At 50.2% G+C, this 12,992-nt stretch carries 12 protein-coding genes; 11 read left to right on the top strand and 1 reads right to left on the bottom strand.

From position 1 onward, the window contains the following. The 11 genes from BSEL_RS17280 to galU all read left to right on the top strand — a co-directional run bounded on the left by BSEL_RS17280 (position 1) and on the right by galU (position 12,165). On the top strand, positions 1-903 hold the full coding sequence (locus BSEL_RS17280) for a PIG-L deacetylase family protein (protein WP_013173947.1): 903 nt from the start codon (positions 1-3) through the stop codon (positions 901-903). Next, on the top strand, positions 900-1,997 hold the full coding sequence (locus BSEL_RS15490) for a glycosyltransferase family 4 protein (protein WP_013173946.1): 1,098 nt from the start codon (positions 900-902) through the stop codon (positions 1,995-1,997). The genes BSEL_RS17280 and BSEL_RS15490 overlap by 4 nt, the downstream gene beginning before the upstream one ends. A gap of 32 nt (positions 1,998-2,029) precedes the next feature. Beyond that, positions 2,030-2,398, top strand: a complete 369-nt coding sequence (locus tag BSEL_RS15485; RefSeq protein ID WP_013173945.1) for a hypothetical protein — start codon at positions 2,030-2,032, stop codon at positions 2,396-2,398. Positions 2,399-2,497: 99 nt separating this feature from the next. Continuing rightward, complete coding sequence (locus BSEL_RS15480) at positions 2,498-4,480, top strand: S-layer homology domain-containing protein (RefSeq protein ID WP_013173944.1); 1,983 nt, start codon at positions 2,498-2,500, stop codon at positions 4,478-4,480. 86 nt (positions 4,481-4,566) lie between these two features. Continuing rightward, positions 4,567-5,574 carry an S-layer homology domain-containing protein gene (locus BSEL_RS15475; RefSeq protein ID WP_013173943.1) on the top strand — a complete coding sequence of 336 codons (1,008 nt, stop codon included), beginning with the start codon at positions 4,567-4,569 and terminating at the stop codon, positions 5,572-5,574. Between the two features lie 80 nt (positions 5,575-5,654). After that, a complete protein-coding gene (locus tag BSEL_RS15470) occupies positions 5,655-6,422 on the top strand; it encodes a hypothetical protein (RefSeq protein ID WP_013173942.1) in 768 nt (255 codons plus the stop codon). A 163-nt stretch (positions 6,423-6,585) separates the two neighbouring features. Next, positions 6,586-7,332, top strand: coding sequence for a YveK family protein (locus BSEL_RS15465; RefSeq protein ID WP_013173941.1), 747 nt, complete (start codon positions 6,586-6,588; stop codon positions 7,330-7,332). Then, the gene (locus BSEL_RS15460; RefSeq protein ID WP_013173940.1) at positions 7,319-8,035 is read left to right on the top strand and encodes a CpsD/CapB family tyrosine-protein kinase; all 717 of its coding nucleotides are present in this window, start codon (positions 7,319-7,321) and stop codon (positions 8,033-8,035) included. The genes BSEL_RS15465 and BSEL_RS15460 overlap by 14 nt, the downstream gene beginning before the upstream one ends. 20 nt (positions 8,036-8,055) lie before the next feature. Continuing rightward, complete coding sequence (locus BSEL_RS15455; protein ID WP_013173939.1) at positions 8,056-8,820, top strand: tyrosine-protein phosphatase; 765 nt, start codon at positions 8,056-8,058, stop codon at positions 8,818-8,820. A gap of 592 nt (positions 8,821-9,412) precedes the next feature. Then, positions 9,413-11,233, top strand: a complete 1,821-nt coding sequence (locus BSEL_RS15450) for a polysaccharide biosynthesis protein (protein ID WP_013173938.1) — start codon at positions 9,413-9,415, stop codon at positions 11,231-11,233. 47 nt (positions 11,234-11,280) lie between these two features. After that, positions 11,281-12,165, top strand: a complete 885-nt coding sequence (galU, locus tag BSEL_RS15445) for a UTP--glucose-1-phosphate uridylyltransferase GalU (protein ID WP_013173937.1) — start codon at positions 11,281-11,283, stop codon at positions 12,163-12,165. A gap of 149 nt (positions 12,166-12,314) precedes the next feature. Here the strand turns inward: galU and BSEL_RS15440 are convergent, their stop codons facing one another. Then, a complete protein-coding gene (locus BSEL_RS15440) occupies positions 12,315-12,788 on the bottom strand; it encodes a competence protein ComK (RefSeq protein ID WP_013173936.1) in 474 nt (157 codons plus the stop codon). Positions 12,789-12,992 lie beyond the last annotated feature (204 nt).

Genomic DNA, 12,992 nt, shown 5'->3' with positions numbered 1-12,992 from the left:
GTGGCAAATGGGAGAACAAGACTGATTCAGACAGTGGGACGTTTCGTTGAACCGCTGACAAAACGCTATGTCCGTCGCCTTTATCAGGACAATCTCAAACTCACGGTCCCGGAAGGGGAGAGAATTCTCGTCCTCGCTCCCCACGTCGATGACGAGACGATCGGCCTTGGCGGAACGATCCTTGCTCACAAGGAGCAAGGTGCCGATGTGACGGTTGTTTATCTGACAGATGGTGCCGGCAGTCAGGGCGTCAGTGACAAAGAGGCGCTGAAAGCAGCTCGCCGCAAAGAAGCGGAGGCTGTCCGGGCGCGTTTTCGTCTTGACGAAGTGGTGTTTCTCGATGCACCGGACGGTGGTCTTGGGGAAGCGGTAAATGATGCCGCATTCCTGGAGCGCTTTGAAGCCGTCGTGGGACAGACAGACCCGACGGTGATCTACTTACCGACGATGGTGGACTGCCACCCGGATCACCGGGCGACAGGAGAACTCCTCATGGGCCTCTCGGGGGACGTGGCGGTTCGTCTCTATGAAATCAATACGGCGATCCCTCCTGAGCGGATCAACGTCGTGGTGGATATCTCGGCCTATGCCGGCGAGAAAGCGGCGGCAACAGCCATCTTCAAGTCCCAGGTCATCGATTTTGACGGCTTTCTCACGCTCTCATCTTGGAAGACGGGGCTCGTTGATGCAGACAGGCATGCCCCGCGGCAAGTGGAGACGTTCCTCGGGATGTCACTCGGCGATTTCCAGGCTGTGTATCCCGTCTTTCGCCGCTATGAGGTCCCTTATGAGCAGCATTTGAAACAGATGAACAAAACAGCGACGCTCATGCTCGCTCTCGGGAAGAACCGGGCAATGAAAAGCCGCTGGTATGACAAAGCAATGGGAGAGGGATCGAAGTGAACGTATTTCATTTGATATCCGGCGCAGAAACAGGCGGCTCAAAAAAGCATATTCTGACGCTTCTTGCGAGCTTTGACCGTGATAAGGTCCTCCTCGGTGTCTTTGAGTGGGGTGCTTTTGCCGAAGAGGCAGAGGCGCTCGGAATCCGCGTGCGGCATTTCAGGCAGTCGAGCCGCTATGACTTCTCGGTGAAGGCTGAGATACTTCAGGTCATGGAAGAGGGGCGGTTTGAGCTGCTTCATAGTCACGGGCCAAGAGCGAACCTCCTTGTGGCGACGATGAAGCGTAAACTGAACGTCCCCTGGGTCGTGACTGTACACAGTAATCCTCTCCTTGATTTCATGAATGAAGGAGTGAAAGGATGGATCTTTACAAAACTGCACGTCTGGGCCCTGCGCCGGGCAGACGGGTACTTTGCCGTCACCCCGAGGTTCAGGGATAATCTTGTCGACCTCAAGATGGACAAGTCGAGGATTGCGGTCGTGTACAACGGGGTCGACTTCGACGCCCCTGTCGAGGGGCCAACGCTCACGAGGGCTGACCTCGGCATCGAAGACGATGCCTTCACTGCCGTCATGGTTGCACGGATGCATCCGGTGAAAGACCACATAACGCTCCTCAAGGCCTTTGATCAGATCCGGGAAGACGGAGACCGGCTCCTTCTCGTCGGTGATGGACCTTACAGGGAGAGTGTTGAGGAAGAGGCAGCGGCTCTCGGAATGGGGGATACCGTTTCTTTTCTTGGACAGCGTAAAGATGCCGAACAGATTATGGCGATTTCTGACGTCGTTCTTTTGACCTCCCTGTCGGAGAGTTTTCCACTGGTACTTCTCGAAGCAGCAAAAGTGGCCCGCCCTGTCATTTCGACAGACGTCGGTGGTGTCAATGAACTGATTGCGCATGAAAACAGCGGCTGGGTCGTCCCCGTCCAGGATCAAAAGGCATTGTCTGAGGCTATTGCCGTGGCGAGAGAAAAAAAAGCTGAACTGCCTCAAATGGGCCTGCAGCTCCATTCACACGCGAAAAAACACTTCAGTTTGAAAAAATTGTATATCGACACTATCCAATTTTATGATATAGTGAAGAAAGTTTAGAATGGAATGTTTTGTGGAAAGGGTGAAAAAGGATGACCGGTCCGGAACCGTTACTGAATGTGTATCCGTCTGAAACAGAACGGAACCAGTTCATGCTGATCGGATTAGTTTCTGATGGTGGCAACTCTGACGAACAAGTTGAACTCCGAGAAATCGACAGTGAACAGGGACAGGAGCGAATTCTGCAGGAAGCAAAAGCGGATGAATACGGTTATTTTTACATATCGGGGATCTGTCTCGAGCGTTTTGATTTCTCGAGAAAAAACTTATCGTCAATTTTGTTCACTCAGGCCATAGAGCGGAGCTCAACAGAAGCGCATTCAACACGTCTGGCTTATGAGCAATTGATTTCTTTTCACAAAGAAAAGATTGCTTATTATCAAAAACTTTATTATGATTAGAAGTAATTAGAAATTATGACCAATGTTTGAAGTTGTTCGTACGTCTTTGGCAGTTTCATACAGCGGTCAAAAAATAATTTACATGAGGTGAAATGACACATGAAAAGATTTCCATTAAGTAAAAAAGCAGTAGCCCTTACTCTTGCTGCAGTTATGGCGACAACACCGTTTGTCGGTTCGGTAGCTGCGGTAGACGGAGGCGTGTCCACACAGGATGCCCACGAAGAAGTAACAAGCGTCAACCAGGTAGTTGCAGATGTTGAAGCGATTTACGCATCACTCAACGCCGAAGATCAGGCAACAATTGCTGAAATGCGCGCAGTTATTGACGGACTGAGTGACGATGCATGGCATCGCGCAGTACCGGATGTCATGATTGAGAACATCGACGCTGCCCTTGGCGAAGGCGAAACAATTGCCATCGTGAAAGAGATCGCGATGATCCTGACGACAGTTGAAGAAGGTCAGCTTCAGAGTGCGGTTGACGACTTCCGTGAGAGCCGTTCAGGAGATTTCAACACGGTATTCAACGGTGAGATCACTGTTGACGATCTGTTGGCCCTCTTTGATGAGCTTACGCACCAGGCAGTTGCATTCATGAACGAAGGCGACCGTCGTGATCTTTCAAGAGAAGAGCTTGCATCAGCCCTTTCCGCAGTCGATCTTGAGCAATTCGCCCGTGAAAATCTTGATGTCGGTGACATCAACCAGGCGTTCTATAACGGAACAGGGGTATACTTAGTTGATACAGAGAACCAGAACGACGTGCTCTCATTCGCTGATCATGTACGAGACCTGATTGTTGAAGAAGGTACGTTTACAGCTGAAGAACTGCGCCACTTCACGGCAGGACTTATGCTTGCGGCAGTTGAGTACTTTGATCCGCAAGTTGAAGAAGAGCCGGTCGTAACAGAGCGTGACGGCGACACGGTAACGGTTCGCGTCATTGAAGATCTCTACCTTGAGTACCTTGAAGGACTTGATGAAGTACCGGACGTCATTTCTTTCGATGTGGATAAAGAAGACGGCGAGATCGGTGAAGTGATTGTCCCTGCTGCTGTTGCAGAAGCGATCCTTGAGCGTAACCCGAATGCTCGTATCGAAGTGACATCTCCTGAAGGAAGTGCTTCTCTTCGTGTATCCGATGTGAACACGGTCAATCTCCGTGCGGCGCTCGGTATCGATGCAGATGCTCCGTTTGATCTTGTTATCAACATTAACCCAGGCACAGACAGCGGCAATGCCATCGCCAGAAATAATCTTGACGTGAAGTCACAGATTGTCAATTTCACGATGCACGCTGTGTCCGGTGATAACAGCTATAATATCAATCGCTTTATGCACACGCTGAAGCGTTCAATCGTGGCGGATGAAGCCCTGACTGAAGGCAGAACCGTCGTGCTTCGTCTGAACAGTGACGGAACAGTAACACCGGTAACGACGAAGGTTGAAGGAAACCGTGCTCACTTTAGCGGATTCAGCAACAGTAACTACGTCGTGACGGAGAACACTGTCACGTACCCGGATATGGATACGAATCACTGGGCTTATGATGAAGTCTCTGACCTCAGCTCCCAGTACATCATCCAAGGCTTCCTTGACGGGAACTTCCGTCCGGAAGTGGCGACAAAGCGAAGCCAGTTCTCCGCTCTTGTGACACGTGCACTCTCGCTCGTGCCTGAAGATGATTACACAGAGCCGTTCTCTGATGTCCTTCAGCGTCACACACTCGTCGATGAAATTCTTGCGGCAAGCAACTACGGCATCGTACAGGGTTACGGAGATACAACGTTCCGTCCAGAACATGAAATCACCCGTGCAGAAGCTGCGATCATGATCACACGCGTGATGGATCTTCTTGACGACGTGGACTTCGATCTTGACGAGTCTGTGGACTATACAACGTATACAGACAGCGACCGATTCTCTTCGCGTCAGCAGGATGCCATTACCCGCGTAACGCAGGCTGGTATCATGCAGGGCCGTGGTGACGGATCATTCCGTCCGGATGACAGTGCCAACCGTGGTCAGCTGTCACTCATGCTGCACAGACTGCTTCAAAAAGCTGATTATATCAACTGATCCTGATCAGTGGATTTACAACAATACCGTGGAAGGACCCAACAGTGTTGGGTCCTTTTCACGAGTTAAAAAGGAGACAATGACTCATGAAACAAGTGAAGCGACGTGTGATTCAGGCGGTGGCGGCTCTGACGATGGCGGCAGGATTCAGTCTGGCGGCAGATGAAGCGGAAGCCGGCGGTTTTTCGGATTTCAATGAAGGCTTTACGGAACATGACCGAGTGATGGACCTCGTGGAGCAAGGTGTGATTCAGGGGTTTGGTGACGGAAGCTTTAAGCCCCGTGAGAGCATTTACCGGCGTGATACGGCGCGGATGTTTCAGCGCGCTCTTGATCTCCGTGCCGGAGAGATCGGCATGCCGTTTTCTGACGTCTCACCGAGTGCCGGCTACGCAGAAGCGGTGAGGGCAAACTACGGTGCAGAGATTTTTCTCGGCTCCACTGCAGGAACTTTCGGTCCTGCAGACCGGCTGACCCGTGAACAGATGGCTTCGGTGATTACAAGAGCGTATGGCCTTCAGTCTTCAGGCGGAGAAGTGCCGCTGAATGATCTCGATCAGGCGAGCCCGACCCATGTGGATGATATCCGGACGTTATATGAGAACGGAGTAACGACAGGGCGTGCAGACGGAAGCTTCGCTCCGGGCGCCGAAATCAACCGGCATGAGTTTGCGATCATGGTCTCAAGAGCGCAAGAAGCCGTATCGGACCGCGGTCCCCGTATGCTTGGCGGCACAGTGACCGCCGTTGAAAGAAATGCGATTCAGGCACATACGAAGCCGTATGGACCGAATACGATCACCTTTGATTTAAGCGCCCTTCCTGGAAGTACCCGCATAGACGGAGGTACGATTGACGTGAGCGGCGACGGAGAGATTCAATTTGATAATATACCTGGTTACCTCAACGTTCCGGATCGTCAGGATGTCGAGACCGGAACAAACCGTCTCGCATTTATTGATGTGATGGGTGACAACAGCTTTACGATGAATGTCCTGAGATCTGGCTCTTCTGATAGCATCACAGTAAGAGGAACATTCACGGGAGCGGACGGAAGTGAAACACCTGTACGCGTAATTGTCAAACTTCGGTAAATTAAGGCCTGAGACCTCTTGACCTTTTCTTCCAAACCATCTATCATTGACTATTATGTAAACAGAAGCGGGGAATATGGATGATTAAGAAAGTATCAATTGCGGGTTTTTTGGTTGCAGCCGTCGTCATGATTGTATTTGGTCAGTCTTACTGGAATGATCAGGTGGAACGCACAGCTGCGGAGGCACTCGAATACTCCCAGAACGGGGACAGCAGGGCGTCGAGTTATCTGCACGTTCGAGATGGATTTATGGATCTGGACGTTGGGGACTCCGAAAGAGGCAACGCAGCCGATGGTGATGCGGATTCAGATGAGAACGGCAACAACAGCGGATCAGTATCAGGCGGCTCATCGTCCGGTGATGACGGAAATGATGCCGATGGCGCAGGTTCGTCAGACGGTAGCAGTTCGTCGGGCACGTCAGGTGACAGCGGATCTTCCGGATCTTCAGGGTCTTCGGGCACCGCCTCTTCATCAGGCGGCAGCTCATCGTCATCCTTGTCCGCCCAGGAGATTGTGGACACGTATTTCAGACAGTTTGAGCGCTTGCAACGTCAGGAAGTCGACCGGGTGAACCGGGTGTTGCGAGAGGCGGAGTCGGATTTTGCCAAAGCAAGAAGCGGCAATCACAGCAAGAGTGAAGACGAGCTCCGTACGAAGTATTTAAATGAGATGCAGCGGATGGAATCACAGGCGGATGCCCGTTTTAAGGAGATCTCATCTGAGTTGAAAACAGCCCTTGATGAGCACGGTCATGATACGTCTAAAGCTTCCGAATTCGAAGCGGTCTATGAAGCGGAAAAGGAATCCCGCCGTCTTGATGCGGTGCAGGCCATTTTCCGATAATGAGCAGTATGAATACCACCGGATCTGTGATTTCCGGTGGTATTTTGTCTGAATGCATCCACCGAAACTTTTGTGAAAGTGACAGAGTATTTCTCTCGGCGGATGCGAAGTGTGATATAATTTGTGCAGTTTGACTGAAACCAGACAGAACGTGGAGGTTATTATGGAAGAAAGTATCAGTTTAAAAGAGATTATCGACGTATTGAAGAAGAGGTTGGCCATGATCGTGTCGATCACGATGATTGCAGTCATTGCGGCAGCCTCTGTCAGCTATTTTGTCCTCACCCCGAAGTATCAGGCGTCCACCCAGGTGCTCGTCAGTCAGGCGGCGACAGGTGCCTCGATCCTGTCCTCTGCGAATCCGTTCGAATCCGATGCGCGATACATAGAAACGTACAGCGTCATCCTGAAGAGCCCGTACATCCTCGATCAAGTCGTCGATGAGCTTGAACTTGAGGAAAGCCACCGTTCTTTAAATACGGCGCTGAATGTCCAGCAGGAAGGCGGCTCTCAGGTCGTGACGATATCCATCGAAGACACGGATCCGTCGATGGCCGTGTCGAAGGCCAATGCAACGGCGGAAGTGTTCCGAAATGAAATTGAAACGCTGTTAAACATTGATAATATTCACATTCTCTCCCCCGCGGATCTGGCAGACTCCATGAACCCGGTCAGTCCGAATCCGGAGCTGAATATTGCCATTAGACTGGTAGTCGGTCTGATGGGAGCGGTTGGCTTGGCTTTCCTCCTTGAATTTCTCGATAATACGATCCGCACCGAAGACGATCTTGATAAAACTCTCGGTCTCCCTGTTCTTGGTGCCGTTACGATCATGGACCAGGAAGAAGCAAGTGTGGATGACAGGATGAAACCGAGTGAGAAAGGACGTGAGAAGCATGGCGTTTCGTAACCCTTTTGCCAAAAAAGTCGAAGACCATCTGACGGAGAAGCAGCGGAGTCTCATTACACACTTTTCTCCAAAGTCACCGATCTCTGAGCAATTCAGGGCCATCCGGACGAATATCCAGTTTGCGAGTCCGGATATAAGCTTAAAGCGCCTACTCGTGACCTCCACCTCACCAGGGGAAGGGAAGTCGACGACGGCGGCCAACCTGGCCATTGTTCTGGCCCAGCAGGAGAACCGTGTACTGCTCATCGATGGAGATATGCGAAAACCGACAGGGCATTTTACGTTTCAGCTACCGAACAAACAGGGGCTGTCCAATGTGCTTGCGAAGCAGGCAAGTCTCTCAAGCTGTGTCCAGGAGTCGCAAATAGAGGGTGTGTCGGTGCTTACATGCGGTCCGATCCCGCCAAACCCTGCGGAACTCCTCGGCAGTAAGCAGATGGACACGGTATTGCAGGAAGCAGAAGAGATGTACGACTACATCATCATCGACTCACCGCCGATTCTGGCTGTAACCGATGCGCAGCTTCTCGCAGCGAAAGTTGAAGGTGTCGTTCTTGTGACAAGCAGCGGTAAAACCGAGCGCGAGGCGGCTAAAAAGTCAAAGGAACTCCTTGATAACGCGCACGCGCGGATACTCGGAGTGATACTGAACCGAAAAGATAAAAAAGAAACGACATATTACTATTATTACGGGAACGACTGAGTGAGAAAGGAGGCGGCGTGATGATTGATATCCACTGTCACATCATTCCCGGAATCGATGACGGTCCGAAAGACATGGCGTCGTCGATTCTCATGGCCAGGAAGGCGGAAGAGGAAGGGATCACGACGATCATTGCCACGCCTCACAGAAGCCGTGTCTACGTAAACGATGCGGAGGATGTGCGTCGGCTCACGGCAGAGCTTCAGGAACACCTACGGTGTGAGGGGCTTTCCCTTCAGCTTCTTCCGGGTCAGGAGCCGCGGATCAGCGGCGAACTGATTGAAGAGCTTCAGGATGGACGGGTGATGCCCCTGACAGGTACGGGCCACTATGTCTTTGTGGAATTCCCCTTTGACGTTGTCCCCCGCTATGCGAAACAGCTCTTGTTTGATCTCCAGCTCGAAGGTTACGTGCCGGTGATTGTACACCCGGAGCGAAATGTCCAGCTGCGTGAACACCCTTCGGTCCTCCTTGACTTTGTGCGTAACGGTGCACTGACTCAGGTAACTGCAGGAAGCCTGACGGGGCGCTTCGGTAAAAAGGTGCAGACGTACAGTAAGAATATAGTCAGAGCAAGGCAGTGCCACTTTCTTGCGAGTGATGCGCATGATACGGTGAAGCGGAATTTCCATATGGCAGAGGCAAAGATGCTTATGGTAGACGAATTTGGCGGTGATCACTTTGACATTATGATGGCAAATGCCACGGCTGTTGTGAATGGCGAAGCGATCTATCCGGAAGCGCCGGTGGAAGTAAAACAGAAAAAATGGTTCGGGCTCTTTTGAAAGATAAGGAATAATGTGAGAGACTTTATCACTATCTTTCTAAACAGACAAAAATAGACCTACAAATGACGTCCAAAACATGGTATGATGAACACATCTTGCGTCATAACTTGCAGAATCAAGACCTACATATCATACCAATCGACCTACTATGAAGTTCGCACCCGATCTCACGATTAATGAGTCAGGTGTGATCTTTTGCTTTACAGGGAGTTGTCGGATTATGTCGACAACATGAGCCGCGCCGCAATACAGGTGATTTCTCCTGCACCTTTATCAATGGAGGAACTCGACTTTGCTGTGGGTCCCAAAGGGACCTTAGGTGCAGACAGTTACCGGCGGTGAAGTGTGAGGTGAGGTTGGATGCCTTTATTTCGTACATAAAATAAAAATGGATGACAATCAGGATGACTGCGCTTTCATCATGTTGAAATGCAGTCATCCGTGCATCCAGGTTTGATCCGGAGATACGGGAATCCCGTGCATCCGGATGAGATCAAAAAAAGCAAAAAAAGAATGGAATAACCATAGTGGAAAGACTGCATGCCTGTTCAAGGCCTAGCAATTCAAGTGAAAAAGGGGGAAAACGTTGATGGGCTATCGCACACGACTCAGTATGCTGATTTTAGTGGACTCATTTATTGTCATGGCATCAATTTTTGTCAGCTACTGGCTGCTCATGCCAACAATGGACGGCCTGCCGATGGCAATCGTCGTCTCAAGTATTGCATTATTTATCTGTCACCACCTGTTTGCCCACATTTTTAAACTTTATAAGAAAGTCTGGCAGTATGCAAGTATCCAGGAACTGATCGCCATTTTCAAGGCGGTGAGCTTTTCGGTCCTTTCGATTGCCTTTCTCCAGCTCATGGTGTTTGGAACCATGTTTACCAGGACGCTTCTCGTTACGGCGATGCTGCATATCCTTCTGATCGGTGCATCCCGCTTTTCCTGGCGTCTGTACCGGGATACAAAGCTTAACCTTGACAAGGAGAAGAAACGGACGCTCATTATCGGTGCGGGGAACGGCGGCAGCCTCGTCGCGAGGCAGCTGATGAACAGCGAAATGTCAGAACTTCAGCCGGTGGCTTTTATTGATGATGATCCTCAGAAACAGCGCCTTGAACTGATGAATATTCCGGTGATGGGTACGCTCGATGAGATCGAAGACATTGTCATCGAGAAAGACGTGGAACATATCGTTATTGCCATACCGTCATTATGTAACAGCGATCTGAACAAAATCTTTACAAAATGCTCCGAGACCGGCGTGAAGACGCAAATCATGCCTTCGGTGGAAGACATCATGTCCGGGAAAGTGGAGGTCAGTCAAATCCGGGATGTGCAGGTCGAAGACCTCTTGGGGCGTGAACCGGTAGAGCTCGATACGGGCAGAATCGGGGAGAAGCTGACTGGCAAGACGGTACTTGTTACCGGGGCGGGCGGCTCAATCGGTTCGGAAGTATGCCGTCAAGTCGCAAGGTTTAAGCCGGAGAAGCTGATCCTTCTCGGTCACGGAGAGAACAGCATTTACGATATTGAGATGGAACTGAAAAATACGTATCCGGATACGGTGTTTGATCCGGTCATTGCTGACGTGCAGGATGCTGAACGGATGCATGACGTTTTTGAGACGTCAAAGCCTGATGTTGTTTATCACGCAGCAGCACATAAGCATGTACCTCTTATGGAACGCAATCCCCATGAGGCGGTGAAGAACAATATTATCGGCACGAGGAATGTCAGTATGGCCGCACACGAAGCGGGTGTTACGAACTTTGTCATGGTCTCCACAGACAAAGCGGTGAATCCGACAAGCGTTATGGGCGGCACGAAGCGCATTGCGGAGATGATCGTTCAGCATATGGATACGATCAGTGACACCACGTTTGTGGCAGTTCGGTTCGGTAACGTTCTCGGCAGCCGCGGAAGTGTTATTCCTCTATTTAAGAAGCAGATTGAAGCCGGCGGACCGGTCACGGTCACAGATCCGGAGATGACCCGCTACTTCATGACGATTCCTGAAGCTTCACGGCTTGTATTGCAGGCCGGTTCGATTGCCGAAGGTGGCGAAACTTTTGTGTTGGACATGGGTGAACCGGTAAGGATCGTTGATCTTGCCAAGAATCTGATCCGGCTGTCCGGTTTTTCCACTGATGAGATTGAGATTCGCTACTCAGGTATCCGTCCTGGTGAGAAGCTTTTTGAAGAACTTCTCAGTAAAGATGAAGTGCACAGCGAACAGATCTATCCAAAGATTTACCGGGGTAAGACACCTCCTGTGAACATCAGAGTTATTGAAGAACTGATCCGCACCTTTGAGCGGGAGACGAATGAGAACTTAAGCGGTCAGATCAATGATATCGCCCATTTCAGGATTCGTGAACTGCGCCGACTCAGTGCAGCTAAATAATGCAGGTATTTTATACAAAATGATTACACTGGTGGGAGTGAGTGAGCTTGAAGCAAGTAAAAAAAGCGATTATTCCGGCGGCGGGTCTTGGAACCCGCTTTTTGCCTGCGACAAAGGCGATGCCAAAAGAGATGCTGCCGATCGTCGATAAACCGACGATTCAGTACATCGTCGAAGAGGCGGTGGCATCAGGAATTGAAGACATTATCATCGTCACGGGAAAAGGGAAGCGGGCGATTGAAGATCACTTCGATCACGCCTTTGAACTCGAAGAGAACTTAAAGGAGAAGGGAAAAGATGAGCTCCTTGAGAAGGTGCAACACTCTTCAAATATGGTCGACATTCATTACATCCGCCAAAAGGAAGCCCTTGGACTCGGTCATGCGATCTGGTGCGCGAGGAAGTTCATTGGCGATGAACCGTTTGCCGTACTCTTGGGGGACGATATTGTTCAGTCGGATGAGCCTTGTTTAAAGCAGCTCATCGACCGGTACAATACCCGGGGTGCTTCCGTCGTCGGTGTCCAGCAGGTACCTGATGCGGAAACGAAGCGTTACGGGATCGTCGATCCCGAACAGCAAATGGAAGAACGGCTGTACAGCGTCAGTCACCTGGTGGAGAAGCCAAAAGAAGGCACAGCGCCTTCGAACCTCGCAATCATGGGCCGCTATGTCCTGACGCCGGAGATCTTTGAATTTCTTGGGGAAAAAGAGCGGGGAGCCGGGAACGAGATCCAGCTAACCGACGCGATCGAGAAGCTGAATACGATTCAGCGCGTCTTTGCCTACGACTTTGAAGGCAGACGCTTCGACGTCGGGGAGAAGATCGGATTTGTAAAAACAACCGTAGAGCTTGCCATGCAGGATCCTGAAATTGAACGCGAGTTGAAACCGTTCCTTGAAGAGTTGCTTGGGCTTGTTAAAGAACAGTGACCTTAGGCTATACAGCAAAACAAAAAGATGCCATTCATTCATGGTATAAAAGAAAGCCGGCGCAGGATCTGCACCGGCTTTCACTTTTATCTAATCAGTTTATTTGTTCCATCGATGAGCCTTGAACCTATACAGGCCGGCGTCATTCGTTAATAGAGAAGTCGTGGATACAGAAGATTTTCAATGATATCGTACATGGTAGCCTTCATCTTCGATTGAACCGACTGTTTAAGAGGGATAACAAGTTCGCCCTCGTTTGTCTGGATATGATAAGCTTTTTTAGTACAGATGATGTCGGGATCTTTCGTGATGTTGCGGATATTGACCCAGATACATTTTGGACTTTTATAGTTCATGCAAGGTTGCATCACGGTCAATTGCCATTCTCTTACGAGTACCGGTTTTAAGTACTGTGTGTTGCCTGTCAGTGCCGAAATGGCTTGCATGCGTCCCTTTAAATCAGAGCCGAAGCACATACATGCCTCGTCAATGATGGTAAGCTGCATTCGAGTGTCATACACAATGCTTTTGTCCGTTTTGATAATCTTTGATGCAAACAGTGGGTGGCAAGCTGGCATGATGACCATGACCTCACTTAAGTCTAACTGCGGTTTACTTTTCAATATACGCCGCTCCCTTTACGTTTATTTGAAACGCACATCAGGATACTCGGGCTGGAACTCTTCTGGGCATAAGCATTGATCTGCGGAAACCGTTGATCATCCCGGGAGAATGTCAGTACGTGAATCGTTGAACAAGCGCTTCTTATCTTTATTTTAGCCTAATATTACAATAAAGCAAGCGTTTTCTTATAGAAAATAAAATAA

The organism is [Bacillus] selenitireducens MLS10, from assembly GCF_000093085.1.
GTDB lineage: Bacteria > Bacillota > Bacilli > Bacillales > Salisediminibacteriaceae > Salisediminibacterium > Salisediminibacterium selenitireducens.
Note: the sequence above shows the minus strand (reverse complement) of the source record. Positions and strands in the feature narration are given on the sequence as shown.

Coding starts and splice junctions, on each gene's coding strand:
- BSEL_RS15485 (WP_013173945.1), top strand. CDS start 2,030: ATGACCGGTCCGGAACCGTTACTGAATGTGTATCCGTCTGAAACAGAA.
- BSEL_RS15480 (WP_013173944.1), top strand. CDS start 2,498: ATGAAAAGATTTCCATTAAGTAAAAAAGCAGTAGCCCTTACTCTTGCT.
- BSEL_RS15475 (WP_013173943.1), top strand. CDS start 4,567: ATGAAACAAGTGAAGCGACGTGTGATTCAGGCGGTGGCGGCTCTGACG.
- BSEL_RS15470 (WP_013173942.1), top strand. CDS start 5,655: ATGATTAAGAAAGTATCAATTGCGGGTTTTTTGGTTGCAGCCGTCGTC.
- BSEL_RS15465 (WP_013173941.1), top strand. CDS start 6,586: ATGGAAGAAAGTATCAGTTTAAAAGAGATTATCGACGTATTGAAGAAG.
- BSEL_RS15460 (WP_013173940.1), top strand. CDS start 7,319: ATGGCGTTTCGTAACCCTTTTGCCAAAAAAGTCGAAGACCATCTGACG.
- BSEL_RS15455 (WP_013173939.1), top strand. CDS start 8,056: ATGATTGATATCCACTGTCACATCATTCCCGGAATCGATGACGGTCCG.
- BSEL_RS15450 (WP_013173938.1), top strand. CDS start 9,413: ATGGGCTATCGCACACGACTCAGTATGCTGATTTTAGTGGACTCATTT.